At 41.7% G+C, this 19,152-nt stretch carries 20 protein-coding genes; 9 read left to right on the top strand and 11 right to left on the bottom strand.

Annotated elements, in window-relative coordinates; genetic code table 11:
- Window positions 1-123: 123 nt before the first annotated feature.
- A complete protein-coding gene (locus QXW63_06445; protein MEM3461528.1) occupies window positions 124-867 on the bottom strand; it encodes a hypothetical protein in 744 nt (247 codons plus the stop codon).
- A gap of 638 nt (window positions 868-1,505) precedes the next feature.
- Here QXW63_06445 and QXW63_06450 point away from each other — a divergent pair.
- The 4 genes from QXW63_06450 to QXW63_06465 all read left to right on the top strand — a co-directional run bounded on the left by QXW63_06450 (window position 1,506) and on the right by QXW63_06465 (window position 7,182).
- On the top strand, window positions 1,506-2,795 hold the full coding sequence (locus tag QXW63_06450) for a Glu/Leu/Phe/Val dehydrogenase (GenBank protein MEM3461529.1): 1,290 nt from the start codon (window positions 1,506-1,508) through the stop codon (window positions 2,793-2,795).
- A 96-nt stretch (window positions 2,796-2,891) separates the two neighbouring features.
- The gene (locus tag QXW63_06455) at window positions 2,892-4,841 is read left to right on the top strand and encodes a hypothetical protein (protein MEM3461530.1); all 1,950 of its coding nucleotides are present in this window, start codon (window positions 2,892-2,894) and stop codon (window positions 4,839-4,841) included.
- Window positions 4,842-4,934: 93 nt separating this feature from the next.
- Window positions 4,935-5,906, top strand: coding sequence for a replication factor C small subunit (locus QXW63_06460; protein MEM3461531.1), 972 nt, complete (start codon window positions 4,935-4,937; stop codon window positions 5,904-5,906).
- A 16-nt stretch (window positions 5,907-5,922) separates the two neighbouring features.
- Window positions 5,923-7,182, top strand: a complete 1,260-nt coding sequence (locus tag QXW63_06465) for a replication factor C large subunit (GenBank protein ID MEM3461532.1) — start codon at window positions 5,923-5,925, stop codon at window positions 7,180-7,182.
- Window positions 7,183-7,191: 9 nt separating this feature from the next.
- Here the strand turns inward: QXW63_06465 and metG are convergent, their stop codons facing one another.
- The 7 genes from metG to QXW63_06500 form a co-directional block, all read right to left on the bottom strand.
- On the bottom strand, window positions 7,192-7,518 hold the full coding sequence (gene metG, locus QXW63_06470) for a methionine--tRNA ligase subunit beta (protein ID MEM3461533.1): 327 nt from the start codon (window positions 7,516-7,518) through the stop codon (window positions 7,192-7,194).
- 43 nt (window positions 7,519-7,561) lie between these two features.
- Window positions 7,562-8,269: an HDIG domain-containing protein gene (locus QXW63_06475; GenBank protein ID MEM3461534.1), complete on the bottom strand. Its 708-nt coding sequence runs from the start codon at window positions 8,267-8,269 to the stop codon at window positions 7,562-7,564.
- 8 nt (window positions 8,270-8,277) lie between these two features.
- Window positions 8,278-8,973 carry an endonuclease V gene (locus QXW63_06480; GenBank protein ID MEM3461535.1) on the bottom strand — a complete coding sequence of 232 codons (696 nt, stop codon included), beginning with the start codon at window positions 8,971-8,973 and terminating at the stop codon, window positions 8,278-8,280.
- Between the two features lie 11 nt (window positions 8,974-8,984).
- Entirely contained in the window at window positions 8,985-9,605 is a 621-nt protein-coding gene (locus tag QXW63_06485) for a translin family protein (protein ID MEM3461536.1), read from the bottom strand.
- A 130-nt stretch (window positions 9,606-9,735) separates the two neighbouring features.
- A complete protein-coding gene (locus QXW63_06490; protein ID MEM3461537.1) occupies window positions 9,736-9,933 on the bottom strand; it encodes a hypothetical protein in 198 nt (65 codons plus the stop codon).
- A 143-nt stretch (window positions 9,934-10,076) separates the two neighbouring features.
- Window positions 10,077-11,039 carry a 4-demethylwyosine synthase TYW1 gene (gene twy1 / locus QXW63_06495; GenBank protein ID MEM3461538.1) on the bottom strand — a complete coding sequence of 321 codons (963 nt, stop codon included), beginning with the start codon at window positions 11,037-11,039 and terminating at the stop codon, window positions 10,077-10,079.
- A 71-nt stretch (window positions 11,040-11,110) separates the two neighbouring features.
- Window positions 11,111-12,289, bottom strand: a complete 1,179-nt coding sequence (locus QXW63_06500; protein MEM3461539.1) for a hypothetical protein — start codon at window positions 12,287-12,289, stop codon at window positions 11,111-11,113.
- Window positions 12,290-12,439: 150 nt separating this feature from the next.
- Between QXW63_06500 and QXW63_06505 the strand changes: the two genes are divergently transcribed.
- Together QXW63_06505 and QXW63_06510 are read left to right on the top strand one after the other, a co-directional pair.
- The gene (locus QXW63_06505) at window positions 12,440-14,527 is read left to right on the top strand and encodes a hypothetical protein (GenBank protein MEM3461540.1); all 2,088 of its coding nucleotides are present in this window, start codon (window positions 12,440-12,442) and stop codon (window positions 14,525-14,527) included.
- A 118-nt stretch (window positions 14,528-14,645) separates the two neighbouring features.
- Window positions 14,646-14,933 (top strand): hypothetical protein, encoded by a 288-nt coding sequence (locus QXW63_06510; GenBank protein MEM3461541.1) that lies wholly within the window; start codon window positions 14,646-14,648, stop codon window positions 14,931-14,933.
- Between the two features lie 68 nt (window positions 14,934-15,001).
- On the opposite strand, the gene QXW63_06515 is transcribed toward QXW63_06510, so the two are convergent.
- Complete coding sequence (locus QXW63_06515; GenBank protein ID MEM3461542.1) at window positions 15,002-15,169, bottom strand: hypothetical protein; 168 nt, start codon at window positions 15,167-15,169, stop codon at window positions 15,002-15,004.
- A gap of 85 nt (window positions 15,170-15,254) precedes the next feature.
- Here QXW63_06515 and QXW63_06520 point away from each other — a divergent pair, with 85 nt between their 5' ends.
- The 3 genes from QXW63_06520 to QXW63_06530 are packed head-to-tail and all read left to right on the top strand — an operon-like array spanning window position 15,255 to window position 16,776.
- A complete protein-coding gene (locus QXW63_06520; GenBank protein MEM3461543.1) occupies window positions 15,255-16,112 on the top strand; it encodes a class I SAM-dependent methyltransferase family protein in 858 nt (285 codons plus the stop codon).
- 45 nt (window positions 16,113-16,157) lie between these two features.
- On the top strand, window positions 16,158-16,454 hold the full coding sequence (locus QXW63_06525; protein ID MEM3461544.1) for a DUF3795 domain-containing protein: 297 nt from the start codon (window positions 16,158-16,160) through the stop codon (window positions 16,452-16,454).
- 49 nt (window positions 16,455-16,503) lie between these two features.
- Window positions 16,504-16,776 (top strand): Trm112 family protein, encoded by a 273-nt coding sequence (locus QXW63_06530; GenBank protein ID MEM3461545.1) that lies wholly within the window; start codon window positions 16,504-16,506, stop codon window positions 16,774-16,776.
- 26 nt (window positions 16,777-16,802) lie between these two features.
- Here QXW63_06530 and QXW63_06535 read toward each other — a convergent pair whose 3' ends face one another.
- Window positions 16,803-17,750 (bottom strand): Gfo/Idh/MocA family oxidoreductase, encoded by a 948-nt coding sequence (locus QXW63_06535; protein ID MEM3461546.1) that lies wholly within the window; start codon window positions 17,748-17,750, stop codon window positions 16,803-16,805.
- The gene (locus QXW63_06540) at window positions 17,747-19,126 is read right to left on the bottom strand and encodes a nucleotide sugar dehydrogenase (protein MEM3461547.1); all 1,380 of its coding nucleotides are present in this window, start codon (window positions 19,124-19,126) and stop codon (window positions 17,747-17,749) included. Before QXW63_06540 ends, QXW63_06535 begins: the two co-directional genes overlap by 4 nt.
- Window positions 19,127-19,152 lie beyond the last annotated feature (26 nt).

Genomic DNA, 19,152 nt, shown 5'->3' on the forward strand with positions numbered 1-19,152 from the left:
TTACAAATGCAAACTTTTTTGGAGTATGAAGGGATATTTGCGTTAGAATTTAAGCGTTGCTTTAAACGGTCGCCGAAAATGAACATTCGTGAACATTAAACTGTAATCTTACAGTACTGCTGATTAAAAAATATCTATTTGGAGACCTTTAACGGTGTATTCGCGTTGCTGGTAAGTCTGAGAGTCGTATCTTCCGCCTGCCTTCCTTATTTTAATTAAGTTTTTGTCGCCATTTTTTGACAAATCAATAACAACCTGCGTCATGTGTTCAATCATCGCACAAAACTCTTTTGGATGCGCGTTTTTCGCCATTGTCCAATAAGCCAAAGTTTGATATGCATACAATGCTGGGCAGACATGTCCAAAAAAAGTTTTTACCGCATCTCTTCCCCAGTTGTGTTCCATGAGAGACAAACTGTTGAAAACAAGTCGCGTGCCCGGTGTTACAAATTCTCTTTCTATTCTTCCAAAAAAGTGGTGAAATCTGTCTGGGTCTTTTGAGCTTGGGACTTTTCTCATCCATGTGGGTGCTTTGTCGTAAAAGTCGCTGAAAATGAGTTCGCCTTGTCCTGCCGCTTCTGAGAAACAGTCGAGCACCAATAATCTCTTTTCCCATCCTTCAGGTAATTTTTTGGTTAATTGAGCAAGCTGTAACATTAACGCTTGTGGAGGATAAATAAAGTCTAAGTAAATCACTTGGTTTCCTTCAACTATGCCTTGTTTTATGAACGCGTAAAGGAATTCTTTGGCGAATGTTCCAGACTCTATTTCCCAAAGAACGTTTTCGCCTAGTATTAAGCCGCCGCCTAAGAGTTTGTCAAGGCTTTTTATGCCGGTTGAATAGAAGTTTGTTTGTTCATTTTGCATCGGTTGCACGCTCGTGGTTTGAATTCTCTGACATGGTTAAAAATGTTATGTTGTGTTTCGGTTTGTGTTAACGATGTTGTACACGTGTGTACATGATGGACATAATATTTCTATAGTTGAACATTGGTCTTATTGTGTTTCCGGAGGAATGAAGTGAAATGTTGAATTTAGTAGAACTTTCAGCGCGAGAATTAGGAATGCTAAAACTTATGGCTGACTTTTTCGCTGAAAAACCAGAACTTACAGCTAAAATTGAAAGTTATACAACAGCCCATTATGCTCTCGTAACTACATACTCTGAAAACTTCGGCATTCCACCAGAGGACGCTTGGAAAGTCTTTGAAGGTCTCCAGAAAAAAATCAACGAAGCTGAGTACGTTCATGTTAAAGCACCTGAACCACTAAAGAAGCTACTGCCTTTATCAAGAGACGAACTGAACATGCTGCGCGTTTTGATTGATTACTTCTCTGAATCTCCCAAAATGGCACCTGCTGGGTCTTTCGTGACAAACCGTCCTGATGCTCTGGCTGAAGCTTATCATTGGTTCTACGGAAGCAACGGTGGCAGTAATGGTGAAGTAGCACGTGAACTTCTCAAAACTTTGGTAGAAAAACTTCAAACAGCTGTATTCATTAACATCGAGACGTTAGCGCCTCCAGTTGTCGTGCCAAACCCTTACGAAGCCGCCCTTAAACAATTAGACATCGCTGCTCAAAAACTGAACCTAGACCCTGGCATTCACGAAATACTGAAGCATCCAATGCGCGCTTTCATCGTTAACATTCCAGTAGTCATGGATGACGGCAGCATCCGCGTTTTCACAGGTTACCGTGTACAATACAACGACGCATTGGGACCAACTAAGGGCGGCATACGATACCACCCTGACCTAACGCTCGACGAGGTCACAGCTTTAGCCGCTTGGATGACTTGGAAAACAGCTGTTACTGGACTACCGCTTGGTGGTGGAAAAGGCGGAATAAGATGCAACCCTAAGGAAATGTCGAAAGCAGAGCTGGAACGCCTAACAAGAGGATACGCACGCGCAATCTCCAAGTTCATAGGACCCTTCACTGATGTCCCTGCACCAGACGTTTACACAACCGCAGAAATGATGGCATGGATAATGGACGAATACAGCGAAATTGTAGGCTACCCAGTCTTTGGCGTAGTAACAGGCAAACCCGTTAATGTCGGCGGTTCACTCGGAAGAAACGAGGCTACATCAAGAGGCGTAATGTACACAGTTATGGAAGCAGCAAAACATTTAGGCATAAAACTGAAAGGTGCAACAGTAGCAGTGCAGGGCTACGGAAACGTCGGCTATCATGCAGCACGATTGCTTCATGAAATCGGATGCAAAATTATCGCAGTTTCTGACTCTAAAGGAGGCATATACAATCCGCAAGGCTTAGACCCAGTGAAAGTGTTAGAGCACAAGGACAAGACGGGTTCTGTAGTTGACTATCCTGGCAGCCAACTCGTAACGAACGAACAACTGTTGGAAATGGAATGCGACATACTTGTTCCCGCGGCTTTGGAGAACCAAATAACCGAAAAGAATGCGCCGAACATTAAAGCGAAGATAGTGGCGGAAGGCGCCAACGGCCCAGTAACACCCGAGGCAGACGAAATCCTATATAAGAAAGGAATTTTCGTAATTCCAGACATTCTGGCAAATTCAGGAGGCGTCATTGTCAGCTATTTTGAGCAAGTGCAAAACCAAATGAATTACTACTGGACAGAAGAAGAAGTGCGTGCCAAACTTAAAGATACTATAACCAAGGCGTTCAATGATGTTCTCAAAATGTCAACGCAGCATAACGTGAACATGCGAACCGCAGCTTACATGTTAGCCGTCAAAAGAGTCGCTGATGCTATGATGGCGCGCAAGGGAAAAGCAGTCTCACCAATCGTGTCTAGCTAAACTATCCTCTTTTTTTCTGTGTTTATCATGTACATTTATTGATTTTTGTGAACATGTTTAAAAGCAACCAAAAAAACGGTAATCTTGTGATAAGTCATGTCCGTACATCTTCACACCACCATAACTAGAAAAACCAACGAAGCACTCGAAGAACTAGCAAAAACGTATGGCACAAAAAGTCGCGTTCTTGAAAAGGCAGTAGAAACCCTTTTGAGAGTTGATAAGGTTGGTTCGTGCGACGATTGTGTAATAAAGGCGAAGATGAGTGAGCAGACAAACCTTAGAGAAGCGCTTGACTTAACATCTATTAGTAGGAAAACTTTAGACAGTTTGCTAGATGTTGCTGTTGGAGACAAAACCATTGAGTCTCTCATAAAGGAACAGAAAGCGGAAGCAAAAAACATTATTGAAATTTTGAAGGGGTCGGTTGCATGGAAAACTCCGTCTAACTTCAAAGAGTTCATCTCGGTTCTTGAAGAAATTAGGAATTTAACAAGAATGTTTGACATTCCCTCCTACAGCGAAATAGACAGTGTCGCTATACTGAGACCAAAAGCGTTCAAGCGTCTGCCCGAAATAGTAGCGTTTCAAATCGCAACTATTCTTGAGGGCATAGGAGTTCCTTTCGACCTTCGCATGATGGGAGAAGACATCGTCATTAAAATGATTCGCTCCGAAGTTTATCCTCTGCGAAAAAGAGAGTTCGGCGAGTTTCTTGACCAACAAATTGAAAAAAGATTGTCAAATGTAACGCCGGGATTGTTCAAAAATAACCTGATGTTGGTTGGACCTGCCTTCATGAGTTGGGCTGAAAAACACTTGGAAGAGCCAGTCACAGATTTGGGTTCTTTCATAGAGGATGTGCGGATTGCTTTAGGTGCAGATGAACTTCCTAAAGAACCTAAAGATTTTGTGAAAGGATTGCTTTCTGCATGTGTCAAAATGAACTGGTTTAGGCAAGCAAAGGTATTAGCGGAAAAAGAAGAAAACACGTTAGAACTAGTTTTCCAAGTGACAGCAATTCCAGTAACTCGTATATCAGTTGCAGCTTTTTCCGTCATGCTCGCGACGCGCGGATGGAAACTTGTAAACTATTCAATTGAACACACAACCGTGAACATGACGGTAAAATATGTAGGCGCCGAAGACCAAAGCCTCCTCGACCAACTGGCTGAACTAAGCCTCTTCCAAACAATTGGCAAACAATTCTTAGACGTTGTTCCAGTTCCTCGCGAACTCTTTAACTCTTTTGCGTCCAAAGTTTACGAGACTGATAGGCAGAAATTTGACGAAATATACCGCGCTACTGGTGTCCGCATTGCAAATGCTATTCGCATGCTTGCAAGAAATGACCCGGAAAAAATCAGAAGATTGTCCCAGAATTTTATCCTTAAAAGCGTCAACGCGACTCAACCGGACGCGGAAGTGCGGTTTGTTGACGACGAACATTTCACCATGATATTCAAAAGGGTTGAACCTTTAATAATGAACAGTCAACGGATGCTTATCGAGTCGATGTTTAGAGAACTTGGCTACGATATTTCCACAACCGTGTTTCAAAATCTTCTCAGTTTCAAACTAAAACTGCTTGAAAAACCAGTTCTGGAGCCCGTGCCGAGAAAGCGAATAATGCAGACGCTTGTTGACGAGATGACTTCATGCAAAACGGTGGAAGAAGCGTTTGCACTTGAGAAGGAACAATTGGATGAGATGTTTCCGGAAGATTACCCGTGGACTATCCGAGAAGTAGGCGACAGGCTAATTGACATGTACCGAGAGTTAGGTATAGAAGTTGAAATAGAATACTTCGAAGGCGGCTTTACTCTCAAATATAAAACATGCCCATATTATAAGCTAGTTAAAAACCAGCAGAAAACTTGGCTTTGTACAGTACGCAAAAAAACGCTGGATTACGTCATTTCGCGAGTGAGTCACGGCAAAAAAGGCAAAATCAAAATCATAAAGTCTCTGCTACAAAATGAGCATCCATGCGAATACGCCATTTTCCTAACGGGCTTTCTCGAGAAAGAAGAGAAAACACATTAAAAACCAAGCATGCGTCCGAATTTCGGAAGTGTCTTTACCAGAACAGCATATTAATTTAAACATAGTTAATAGTTATGGATAGAGGCGTGATTCATGAGCTTTGAAATGTGGGCTGAAAAATACCGACCAAAAACACTAGACGACATGGTTGACCAAAAAGAAATAGTTGAGCGGCTGAAGAGTTTTGTTAAATCTAGAAATGTGCCCCACTGCATTTTTGCCGGTCCTCCAGGCACTGGGAAAACAACGGCCGCACTTTGTTTAGCAAGAGACCTTTACGGCGACGTTTATAGAGAGCACATTATGGAGCTAAACGCAAGTGACGAGAGAGGCATAAATGTTGTTCGAGAAACTGTAAAGACGTTTGCAAGAGCCCGTTCTATTGGGGAAATTCCTTTCAAAATCATGATTTTAGATGAGTCAGACAATATGACTGCAGATGCTCAGCAAGCGTTAAGGCGGACGATGGAGCGTTATACAGAAACATGCCGTTTCATTTTATGCGCAAATTACAGTGGAAAAATAATAGAGCCCATTCAATCCCGCTGTGCACCTTTTCGCTTCACTTTCTTACCCAGAGAAGAACAGGACAAGCATCTGAAGTGTATCGCAGAAAAAGAAAATGTCAAACTTCTAAAAGAAGGATTAGATGCGATTTTTGAGGTTTGCGGCGGAGACCTGAGAAGAGCGATAAACACTCTGCAAGCAGCGGCGTCGCTAAACAAGCCAGTAGACCAGAAAGTTGTGTACTCCATTGCGGGAAGAGCCAACCCCGCTGACGTCCAAAAAATGATTGAAACCGCCATCAACGGCAACTTTCTGGAAGCAAGAAAACAGTTACGTGATATGATTCAGAAGTATGGCGTAGCAGGGAGCGACATAATTCGGCAGATTCATACAGAAATTTTCAGAGCAGAAATTCCAGAACCCTGGAAGATAAAGTTGGCTGACATCGTCGGCGAAATAGATTACAGACTTGTTGAAGGTGCCGATGAGGAGGTTCAGTTGAGTGCTTTGTTGGCTAGGCTTGTTGAAGCTGGCTCCGAGATAGGTAAGAAGAACTAAACAGGTGCAGTTTCTCGTGTATACAACTTGGACCCTTAAGTATAAACCGAAATCCTTAGCGGAAGTTGTTGGAAACAAAGAGTCAATTGAAAAATTTGTTGAATGGGTAAAATCTTGGGAAAAAGGTGTTCCCAAAAAGCGAGCAGCATTTCTTTATGGACCACCAGGTGTTGGAAAGACCGTTACGGTTGAGGCTTTTGCGAATGACTTCAAAATGGAACTGGTGGAGAAAAACGCAAGTGATTATCGAACAGAAGACGCCGTCAAACGATTTGCTGGCTTAGCCTCCCAGTTTGGGTCATTGTTTGGCGGAAAGAGAATCGTTTTGCTTGACGAGTTAGACGGGTTAACGGGCACAGCAGACAGAGGCGGAGTGAAAGCTATAACTGACATTGTGAAAACCGCTCAGTGCCCTGTTGTTCTCATCGCTAACAACGTCTATGACCCGCGATTCACAAATCTTCGCGTTTTCTGCCTCCTTATAGAGTTCAAGAAGCCACCAGCCGGCGAAGTTGCAAAACATTTGAAACGCATATGTTCCCTTGAGGGAATCCAAGCCGACGAAAATGCTTTAAAATTCATTGCACAACGTTCAGAAGGCGATGTTCGTTCCGCAGTGAATGACCTACAAGCATTAGCGCAAGGCAAAAAAAGACTAACTTACGAGGATGTTTCTTGGCTTGGCTACCGCGATAGGCAAGACACGATTTTTAATGTTTTGAGAATGATACTTTACGGGAAAACCTGCGTTGGCGCTAAACAAGCGGCGGACATGGCTGACATTGACGTGGACATGCTTTTCGAGTGGATATACGAAAACGCTCCAGCACATTTAACAGACCCACATGACCTGGCAAAGGCGATGGATGCCCTTTCAATGGCGGACGTATATCGCGGCAGAATCCGGCTAACACAAGACTGGAGTTTCATGCGCTACGTGATTGACTATTTGACTGCGGGTGTGGCTATGGCTAGGCAGAACACCAAGGTTCACGGATGGATACCGTTTAAGTTTCCTGAACGCATACAAATGTTGTCGCGGTCTAAGGCTGAACGTGCTACGCAACTAAACATTGGATATAAGATTAAGCGTAAATGCCACATTTCAGCCGTTAGAGCCACAAAAGAAGTTATTCCCTATCTTCGAATAATCTTCAAAAACAATGCGGAGATGGCTGCTGGTCTTGCCAAGTGGTTTGATTTGGACCAAGAAATGATTGAAAGTCTCGTCGGCAATAAGGAAAAAGCTGAGGCTATAACAAAACTGTTAAGCTGAATGCCTTTTCTAGTGTATTTTGCTTCCTTCCGCAATGTCTTTTTCAGGCTGTAACGCTACAACATTGCCTTTGTTGTCTTCTGCAGCTAAAATCATGCATTGAGATTCGATGCCCATGAACTTTCGCCTTTGAAGATTCAGTATAAATGCATACTTTTTGCCGACCAACTCTTCGGGTTTATACCATTGCAGGAGCCCAGCAACCGCTTGTCGCTTTTCCGTTCCAAAATCCACAATCATCCTTATCAAGTTGCGCGAGCCGGAAATCTGGTTTGCCTCAACAATTTTTCCAATACGCAAATCCAGTTTTTGAAATTCCTCAAATGAAATTTCCATTATAGCATTCACCATTTTTCAAATCTTCACGTGGAAACAACTATTAAGTTTTGCGAGATTTTCTCCTTCGTTTTATCTTCTCCACAGCCTTCGCTACGCCTTCCCAACCTTCGATAACCTTCGAATTTATTATGTCGAAAGCTTCCTTCGAAGTCAATCCACGCAATTCCTCGCCGACGCTTTTCCTCATTAGATAAGCGGCTGCGTTTAAAATTTCGCCGTTCAATCGTGAATCCATTAAATCCGCCAAATGACAAACCAAAGCTTCGACAGTGTGCGGTCTTATCGGGCCATAATCGCCATGATGTGCAGACACCACATGAACTAGCTCTAAAGGAAAATCTCTTCGAACAAGCTCAGAAATCACAAGCGACAAATGGTCCATGTAATCGGCTAAATGTGTAGAGCCATAGCTTCCATTCTCATTCACAGCGTATGTGGCGGGCTTGAAAATGTCATGCAACAAAACTCCAGCCAGAACCAAATCGCGGTTTACCTTTCCATGATAAATTTTCTCAATAGAATCGCACATTGCTAATGCAAGATTTGCTGTAGAAACTACGTGTTCTATGTAACCGCCAGGATAGCAATGATGATGTGAAAGTCCAGCTGGTGACACGTCCAAAGGCAAGCTTGGATGTTTCTTCTTGTTTATTTCGAATGATGGATTTTCCAACAATTCAACGACTTTTTTTCGAAGTTTCTTGTCACGAATCTTTTTCGTTAAAACTGCAAGTTTTGGGTGAAGCAATTCTAATCTCACTGTTCCTTTGTTGTTGCTGATGCGATATTGATTTTTCGTTTTTCCCTCGTCGCAGTTTCATGAGCTTTCAAGATTGGTTCTGGAACGCGATGGTCACGGGTGCAGTGTTTAACAATTTCTATGGCAGTTTCTAAGGAAACCATATGTCCAACACTAACATAGACCGGCTTGCATCCATGCTTTGTTGTAACAACAGCGCCAACAACTTCATTTTCATGCCTTAAAAAAGCAACATCCTTCTCAATCGTTGCGCTGTCAACTTCGCCGAAAAGTCTGCTCTTTGCAACACCAACAGTTGGCTTTCTTATCACGAGGCCTAAATGGCTTGCAAACCCGCAGCGGTATGGATGTGCAAAACCTTGGCCGTCAACAAGATAAACATCTGGCTGAACTTTTAGCTGTCTTGCACATAAAACGGCAGGCGGAATTTCTCTGAAGGAAAGAAGCGTGGGCACGTAGGGAAAACTCGTTTTACAAAAAACCACTTCTGATTCTATGAGCCGAAGAGAATCATAATCCAGCACTGCCGCTGCACCAATTGACACCCCATTAACATAAGCAACGTCGACACCAGCAACAAAACGAATCTTTCTTGGAAGTTTATCCTTAAATATGATTCGCTGTGACAAGAGTAACTGTGCTTTATGAGCTTTTTCAACCGAAAATTTAGATTTTATGTCCGTATCACCCATTTAGGCAACTTTTAGGCTTTCTTTTTTCTTTGCGATTTTTCAAAGCGCCTCAAATATTCTTCCAAAGATTTTCTTCGCATTTCCTGCGTTATATCTCCACGCGTGGTTTCAATAATTTTTCTTGCAACATCGCATTTTCTTCTTAGACCAGGAACAAGCATGTACGCCTCATCCATGGACATAAGTTCAACGTAGATGTGGTCCATCATCTGTAAGCATTTTTCTCCTTTCGCTACGTCGCCTTCGCGTAGAGCATCCAAAGCTAAACGTCTGTACTCGCCTATAACATCTGCTAACCCAAGAACATAATCAATTGAAGGCACGTTCACTTCTTCTGGAGTTACAAATATTCCATTTTCTACCAAGCTTAGAAATATGTTCGCTTCAGAAAACTCTTGTAATGCAGAATCAAATAAACCACCATAAATTATCTCTGGGTACTTAGTTGACAAAGTGTTAAGGTCCGCAAGGTTTTCTTTTGCTTCTTGGATGCGTCTCTTTGCTTCTTCTAATTTTTTCTGATGAATCAAAAGTATCGCTTGTTTGGAAAGGCTTGTTACCTTTCGCATGCTCTTTTGAGCGTTTTCTCGCATGCTCTCTTTTTCTTTCAATTCCTTTCTTATTTCGCGCAAGGTATTTCTTAAGGATGGCACGCAATGAGCACCATTTCTAGTTAGCGAAGTAAATAGATAAGTGTTTTATTATGTGTTGATACAAGAAAAAAAATGGGGAGAGAGCCCAGCGTGTAACTTTTGCTTTTTCCTATTGTGGTTGTGGTGGAGGTTCTTTCCATTTCTCTACTAGCAGTTTGTTGTCTCCTAGTTTGAAGCTTATTTTGACGAATATGGAGTCTGAGCCTTTGAATGGGAACATGCTGTCTTCTGCTAGATCTTTTGGTAGGTAGATTAGGAATTTTCCGTCTTTTCTTCTGAAAAGTCGTCCTCTTCCTTCGTTAACCATTCTTGTTCACACCTTGATTTAATTTTTGGTTTAAGAAATCAATTGTATAGGGAATGGTATTTAAGCTTTTTTATCATGTCATTCGCAAAAGAACAGTTTGCTTTGCAAAATCCTTAAAAATTCTGAATCATATGCAACAAATTCTAACCATCACTAAATCTTATAGGCTTCTTAATCCTACTCAATAATACAACTCTGCTCTCTGCTGATTTATCAATTATCAAATACCCAGTTTCTGCTGCTAATTGTTTTCCAAAATCCATTATTTCCGCTAAACTTGGCATATGTTCATAGCCTAACCGAAGCCTAGAAAATCCCACATGCATGTAAGCTTTCGGTTCAATATAGGTTGGATTAGCTTTCGCAACAAGTTTAGCGTAACCTTCAATGTTTTTCATGTTTAAACCACGCACCGACGTTATCCGAATTACAGTGGGACATTTAAAACTAGGCAAAAGCGCTAATGTCTCATTCACTTTTTCCCATGCTTTGGGAATCTGTGGACGGCAAACATTCTTGAATGATTCTTCATCCGGAGCGCAAACAGAAATGTAAAGCTGTGTTGGCTCTTCACTTAATTTTGCCAACGCTGAGGGCACGGTTCCATTAGAAACGAGAAAAGTAGTGAACCCTCTCCTGTGAAAAGCCCTAATTAGTTCTCCGATGTTGTTGTAGAGTGTAGGCTCTCCAGTCAAGCTTATCGCGGCGTGTCTTGGAGTTAGGGCTTCCCTGAATTTGCGTTTGTTAGCTTTTGGATTGCCTTTGTATCCGCTTAAAATTTTAAGTTGCGCCTTGATGCTTCCGTCAACAATTTCTTCTGGTAAATCCCCTGGCGGTAGCTTCATTTCGTTCCATGTAATTTGCAAATCGTCAGTTTGGGCTCTCCAACAAAAGAGACATTGCTGAGTGCAGAAAAACGCTGCTGGCGTCATTTGTATGCACTGATGTGTTTTTATGCCGTAGAATTTCTGTTTATAACATGGCCTATCGTGAACTAGTGTTTCGTAAAGCCATCTGCATCTTTTGACGGCTGAGTGGCGACCGACAAAGTGGTATTTCTGTTTTTTCATAGCTTGTATGAGTGCTGAGGGAACTAAAGTTTCCAAGCATGTCACTTCTCTGTGCTATTCTGTGCCATAGAAATATGAAGTTAGAATTGTTAAATAAAAACAGTTCATCATTTAAGGCAGTATTCAATCTTTTGAAATTCGGCACAAAGTTTTGCAACATCTTTTCTAATTCGTTCTGGCTGTTCCTTGTCCATAATTGTTCTCTTAATCAATTCGGCAATTCGCAGCATCTCTTGCTCTTTCATCCCGCGTCTCGTGACTTCGCAAGTGCCAATTCGTATAACGCAGTCAGTGATAATGTTTGCAAGTTGAAGTCTTTCTGCGATAGCTCTTCCTTGCTCGTAACTTCCATAATCCAATATTGTTTGATGCGATTTAGTGAATCCCAAATGACTACAGATGACAGGAAAACCATAATCGAGCAAGGCTTTTGCCAAAACTTGCGAGTTGTGAACCACTTGCGTTGCGTAAGCCTTTCCAAATTTCTCCATCTCCATCAACGCTAAAGTTAACGCTGCAATGCGGTTCCAGTGGGCATTGTCTACAAAACCTGGATACACTTTCGCTTTTAGAATTTCACCGTGTTCTTTGTCTGCTAGGATTATTCCTCCTTGAGGTCCAAAGAAGCTTTTGTGTGTAGAACCAAAAAGGGCGTAGGCGCCTTCTCTTAGGGGGTCTTGAAATTGACCGCCAGCGATAAGTCCTAAAACGTGGGAACCGTCAAACCCTATGCACGCGTCATTTTCTTGGGCTACTTTTGCCAAATCTTTTACTGGATGTGGAAAAGTGATTAGGCTTGCACCGAAAATCACAACTCTAGGCTTAACGCGCTTTATGGTTTCTTTTGCACTTTCAACTTGTATGTTCATGTCAGCTTTGGAGAAAGGAAAAGGCACAGTTTTTAGGTTTAAAAGTCCCGCTAGAGCGTCGTTCCACATGCCAGGGTATCCGCCATTTTCTGGAGAAATACACATTAATGTATCGCCGCGTTTCGTGAAATTAGCCAAAAAAATCAAGTCGGCAATGTGTCCTGAAAGCGGGCGTAAATCTGCAGTGTCCGCTCTAAACACTTTTTTTGCAATTTCTTCTCCATACTGTTCTATTTCATCTATGTAGCGTGTACCCATGTAGAAGCGGTCTCTTGCAGTGTATCGATGTCCAAGTTCTGAAGAAAGCAGTTCACGTACAGCGGGGCTCATAACATTTTCTGAAGGTATGAGGTTGAGGCATTGTTTTCCACGCCATTCCTCATGTTTTTGGACTAAACTCAATAGGTCATCAATCACTTTAGTTCATCTCGGAATTAAGTCAATACTGCTTATGCACACATTTAGTTTTCTGTTTAAACCTCGCCGATAAAAAGGTAAAGTTTAAAATGTTCACAGTATTAGAAGTCTTCACAAATTCAAAGGAAACGTACGAGGGAAAAATGTTTGATGCAATCTTGGGTTAGAAAGGCTAAATCTCTAACAGTTTTAATGCTCATTCTCTCTTTAACAGTAACGTTCTTCTATTTTATGCCAACAGCGAAAGCTGTAACGGCAATTGCCTCTTTAACTCCTTCTTCAGCAAAAGTTGGAGCTTCTGTTCAATTGAACGGCACCATAACAACCGCAAACGGAACTTTCACTATCAAGTTTGACGGAGACACCATTGCAAGCGGAAAAGCAGAAGGATACTTAGTAAATGCGACATTTAACGTTCCAACCACGTTTGCAGGCAGCCACAATGTAACGCTTCTTGATGATAGCGCCGGAGAGAATTACACATCAACATTCACAGTGCTAACGTCATACTTTCTGGAAATAGCGCCTGTTGAAGAGCCACTGCAGAGACAAGAAGGAGACTCCGCGGCAATCAACGCGACCATAATTGGTGGAGACGCAAGCGCATCTTACGTTGCGAACATCACGGTTCAAACACCCACAAACGCTTCCTACACTAAAATGCTCAATATTGCAACCTCCGATAAAGGAGATGGAAACGCAACAGTTTCTTTTCCAGACGAGTTTATAAGCGAAAATCCAAACGCTAACACCAACTACACTGGCACTTACAAAGTCTTCTTTAACAGCACACTCGCATCGGCAACCTTTTTTGTAGGCTTAACAAACGCTACCCAATACCACCGATTCGACGTTGTTGACATTAAGGCATTGGGTTACAAGGCAGAAGAAAATGTTACAATAACAATAAGCTTCGGAGGCGCAACGCTTCACTCAGACAGCACAAACGCCACAAGCGAAGGTATAATCTATGCGAACTGGACTGTTCCTTACAACGCCACAATAGGCACTTACATTCTTAATATAACTTCAACATTCGGGAACACAACAAAGAACCCACCTGACACCCAAAGCTTCACAGTTCCCGGTTTTGAAATTAACGTTACTACAAGAAATCTTGCGGGCGAACCAGTTCGAAATGTAACGCTTAGAGTTTACGAAAACGCTACATCTGTAGTAAACGCAACAAGTAATTCTGATGGTTTAGTACGTGTTGAGCTTGAGATTGGAAACTATACGGGCGAGGCATATTACAGAGATCAAAAAGTTGGCGAGCATTGGTTAAACATCACCGAAGCTGCATCGTTAGATTTTGCATGCAACCTTACTAACCTCAGAATTTTAGTGAAAGCCTTTGTTGGTAGTGTTGAAGTGCGGGTTTCAGAGGCTGGTTTATTCCTTTCGCCTGAAAATTTGACGGCGACCACCAACCTTACCGGAATAGCCGTATTCCATTCTTTATTGCCTAATGTTACGTATGCTTTCAATGTTTCACGCTATGGTGTATCATTTAACGAGACAGCCATACCTAATCTGTTTGTAAATGCGAATGCGGTGGCTTGGTTTGATATAAACGTAACTTGCCCCACACAAACTTTACAGGTAAACGTCACAAATCCAAACGCAAACAACCAGCCAATCAGCAACGCTACAGTGAGGCTTTTCGAGTTTATGGGTGGAATATTCTATGAGGACAAAACGAATGCTGAAGGAATAGTTATCTTCAATGCTGTTTTTGGCAATTACTCTGTAGAAGTTTATGAAGAAAACGGTATAAAACTGAACGAAACTGTTGTTGCTCTTTTTGAGAATAAAAATGTGTCCATTAGCTGCAACCTATATGGTTTGGATGTTACTGTTAGAGTCGTAGATTACTTTGGACAACCAATTCCTAACGCACTTGTAGTTCTGCAACGGGAAGGCATGTCTGAAAGTTCCTATAGTACGCAAGCCAATGGCGCAGTGACTTTCAACAACGTTATTGGTGGAAACATCCAAATAACAGTCTACTTAGCCGAACAAACACAACCTTACGCAGGAGGAAATTACATTATTGAAGGTTCTACAACCATTGAAATAAGAATAGGAAAATACGTCATGTTAGCTGGGTTGCTTATTGAAACAATTCATTTAGTAACCGCGATAATAATCATATTAATTGTGGTTTTTCTTCTTGCAATAGAGGTTTACCGCAGAAAACGCCGTAAGACTTCTCAAGAAAACGAAAAGCCAGAGTGAAAATAAGGAGTCTGGGGGAAAAAGGTTTATATCAAAAGTCAAGTGATTATTTATCAAGGAAGAAGCAGTATCAATACAAAAGTTTTATTGAAATAAATGGTTAAAGGTCGTGCATGTGTTGGCTCAAGTGAAGGCTTGTTCTCCAACATGTAATTCCTTTAAATGCGCCAAAAACGCTACAGTCTATAGACGAGATGGTGTATGGTGCAGATGGACCGAAGAAATGTGTAATGTTGCAAACTGCACGTACGCCATTTGCATAAAAAGGCGACTGCTGCCCAGAGGGGTCTGCGGAGAGACTGTAAAAAGAAAAACTGTAGAAAAACAACCTGAAGAAGTCGTTGGTCCAACAATAAAGCTTCGTGGAAGAGCTCTTCGCAAGATTGGAGAAAAAGAAATCTTCTAACAGAAAGTTTCAGTGAGTCCTTGAAACAACCCTTTTTTCATTGATTAAGTAGCTTGCCTCTTCAACTTCTATTTGGCAGGGACACGTTTAACAACGGGCGGTTTCACTTTTTTCAAAATTCTATAACCGCAGACTATACATTTAATTTCTCCACCGCGGAGTTCCAACTCTTCGGAAGGAACTTTCGCTCCACATCTTACACATTCGTAAACTATTCCAGCCGTCGTTTTCTCCATGGCAAGGTCCTCTTCTTACAAAGGAAACCCGTCTGCTTTTAAATGTTTCCAGTTACTGTATCGTTATTAATAGGAGCTATCGTCCTTGAAGAAAAAATTAAAGATGCTTTTAGCAGAAGTTCTTTCCCCCGACGAATTGCAATCCGTTTGTAACTCCTATGATATTGTAGGAGACATAGCGATTATACGTGTCTCAGAAGAAGCAAAAATGTTCTGTAAAACCGTAGCCGAAGCTATTATAGCGGTGCATAAAAATGTCAAAACTGTTTTAGCACAAACAAGCCCAGTTACGGGAGATTTTAGACTTCGAAAACTGGAACATGTTGCTGGTGAAAACAAGACTGTTACAGTTCACAGAGAATCGGAATGCTTGTTTTCTGTCGATGTTGAGAAATGCTATTTTTCGCCCCGGCTTTTCTTCGAGAGAATGCGGATTGCGAGACTGGTTGAAAATAACGAAGTAGTCGTTAACATGTTCGGCGGGGTCGGCTGTTTCTCCATAATTATTGCCAAGCATTCGAACGCTCAAAAAGTCTATTCGATTGATGTTAATCGTGCAGCAGTTCAGTATTTGGAAGACAATGTCAGGTTGAATAGAGTTTATGGAAAAGTTATCCCTTTATTAGGTGATGCAAAAGAAGTTATTGAAACAAGGCTACGCCACATTGCAAATAGAGTTTTGATGCCTCTGCCAGAAAAAGCGCTAGAGTATCTGCCTTATGCCTTATCGACTTTGAAGAAAACCGGTGGATGGATACATTTTTACTATTTTGAACATGCCAAGAAAAATGAGAATCCAATCGAAAAAGTTAAGGCGAAAGTCGCAGAAAAACTTGAACACCTTGGTGCTGCCTTCGAAATCCCATTCGGTCGAGTTGTCAGAACAACTGGTCCAAACTGGTATCAAATAGTTTTAGACATCAAGATAGTCCAGCGAATATGAAAGCATTTATGCGTGTCGTTTTAGTGTTGATGATTGGTGAGGTGGTTGAATACTGAAGCGGGCATGTGTGGCATATACTGTGAATGTTGCCCAGTTTACAAGCGCAAAGAAAAACGATGTTTCGGATGCGATTGGGTTAATGAACAGTTGAGAAAAGTTAGAGATTCTCATAGAGGATGCGCATTTTGGGAGTGCGCGAAAGAAAAGAACGTGAAATCTTGTTTTCTATGCAAGGAGTTTCCGTGTCTACTGCACTATGGAAAAGAAGCAGTCTATACTGCTGAAGCTTTGAATATGTGGAAGGAGCTCATTGAAAAAGGATTTAGTTTTGAGGAAGCCTAAAAATGTTTTATAGGTTTGAATGCGAAAATGTGGTCTGGAGGGACAGAAGATCAAAAAGAAACTGATGGAAATATTGGCTTGTCCAATTGACAAGCATCACCCACTGGAATTGCACGTGTTCGAAGAAAAAGCCGAAATAGTTGAAGGCTTAATCGTTTGTCCTAAATGTTTAAGATGGTATCCAATACGCGACGAGATTCCAGAAATGCTGCCTGACGAATTGCGGAAAGAAGCTGAAGATTTGCCGTTCTTAGAAAAGTGGAAGGAGAAGGTTCCAGAGAAGGTTCGGCGTGAAGGTAAGCCTTTCAACTTGAAAGGTTAGGGCAAAACGTAGTCATCAATCACAATTTATTTTAGTTCTACAACTTTGCCTGTTGCAGAGGATTTCAACGCTGCCTCGGCGATTTGAAGGGCTTTTAAGCCATCCATCCCTGTTATTAGTGGTTTTTCCTTTTTCATGACGCAGTTTGCGAAGTGTTTAAGCTCAAGTTTCAGTGGTTCTTGCCATGGATATCGCGGCTGCACGGTTTCTTTTGCGTCTTCCACAGTTAATTCTTGTGTGATATAATCCAGTTTCATTATTGCCGCGCTTCCGGTAACTATTAGTATTCGTGTTTTGTATGGTGTCAGCCAGTTGGACTCAATTAAAGCGCTTTTTCCGCTTTCAAAGGTAAGCATTATTTGTGCGTAGTCTTCGAATTTTTTGTGTCTCATGTTTCCGGTTTTGGCGTAAACAGCTATTGGCTCCTCATCGAATAAGTATCTCATTACGTCTATGTCGTGTATGGCTGTGTCTTTAACTACGCCAACGTCGCCTATTCTTTCTGGCCACTGAGAAACTCTCTTTGATGTTGCACATACAATTTCGCCAAGTGTCTTGTTCTCAACAGCTTTTCTAATGTGCTGTAGTCCAGGAATAAATCGCATTAAAAAGCCGACGGTGAGGTGCAATTTTTCTTTTTTGGCTGTTTCTAACAGTTTTTCTGCTTGTTTCGTGTTTGCAGCCATGGGCTTCTCAACTAGAACGTGTTTTCCGGCTTTCAGTGCTTTTAGGGCTTCTTTTGCGAGGCTTGTTGACCATGTGCAAACGCTCACTGCTTCTATATCTTCTCTTTTCAACAGTTTTCCTGTGTTTGTGTAAGGTTTTACTCCGAATTGTTTAGCCACGCTCTTTGCTTTTTCAGCGTCAATGTCGCAGACGGCTAAAAGTTCTGTCTCTTCTAATTCCTTGAATACTCTGGCGTGGTTTCGTCCCCAGAAGCCTGTTCCAATCACTGCTACGCCTAGTTTTTTCATTTTGTCCACACTCCTCTTCCTAAGCCACGGTATATGAAGCCTTCCTTTTCAATTTTGTCCGGTTCAACGATTCCCTCAAAATCGATGATTGCCGCCGGCATTTTCATTAAGACTTTCAGTTTTTTTAAGTTTAGACGTTTAAGTTGTTCGTGTCCCGTGAGTATTAATATGCAGTCTGCACCTTCTGCAGCTTCAAACAAGTTTCTGCTAAACACGTGATGTATGCCCGATAATTCTTCTCCTGAAAAGTATGGGTCGCAAAGGTTGACTCTGGCGCCTCTTGCTTCCAGCATTTCAGCGAGTTCTTTTACCATTTTTTTTGGAGTGCCCCTCATGTTTTGTAGTTGTGAAATTCCGAACAAAGAAATTCGCGCTCGTCTTAACGTTTTTCCACATGTTTTCAAGGCGTCCTTTGTCAAGTTAATTGCGTGTTTAATCATTTCGCCATTTATGTCTCTAGCGATTGCGGGTAAGCGGAGTTTTGCATCGAGGTTCTCAGCGTCGTCTAATAGCAGATATGGTTTTTCCTGTGTTTCTTCTGGAGTGATTTGTGGGAAAGGAATTGCTGAGTTATTACTAGCGTTCGCAAGCTTGCAGACTTCGAGAGTATCTACACCTAATTTTTCGCATAAAACAGCCAACTCATTAACAAGTGCTACATTAACGTCGTGGTGTACTGTTTCAAGGAGTGCAGTTGCTTCCGCTACCTTTATGTTTTCTACTTTTCTAACGCCATTCTTTGAAACTTTCTCAAGAATCATCGATGCCGCATTTAAGCTGTCTTTGTCTGTTGCTGCCACAATTCGTTTATGATTCGCCAATTTTTCTAATGTTTGTCCCTCAAAGATTTGAATTGGACTGTAAGCTAAACCGAAATCAGTTCCAACCTTAAGTCCAGAAGTGTTTTCCAAAGTTTCTCTAATTAATCCTTCTATGACGCCGACCCCTGTGGTGCTTACGATAATTACTAAGGCGCCACGATGAAGACCTAAACCAACTTGTTTGCAGACGCTTTCAATTTCTGAATAATCAGGTTTTTTCTTCTTATCGATTTTCACAGAAGTCGTTATGACCGCAACATCGCTTTTGGAAGCAGCTGTGCGTATGTCGCTTATTGCGCTTAATAACTCTGTTTTTACGTAGCTCTTCAATTTAAGCTCATTTTCACGCTTTAAAAAAGGAATTTTTCCCTTTGTTATTGCATTTACTACTGTTTGGTCTGTATCTGCACATGTGACTTTGAATCCCGCCTCAGCAAAAAGGTAGGCGTGGAGAATGCCGGTTTCTCTGCAGCCTATTATACTGATTGTATAGTTTCCACATTTTTCTGGCGTGTCGATTTCTTCCGGTTTTATGTTTAGCATTGTTGGTGACATTTCAAGCGGTCCTCATAATTGTTAAT

This window comes from Candidatus Bathyarchaeia archaeon (genome assembly GCA_038873195.1).
In the GTDB taxonomy this organism is placed as follows: Archaea; Thermoproteota; Bathyarchaeia; order Bathyarchaeales; family Bathycorpusculaceae; genus DSLH01.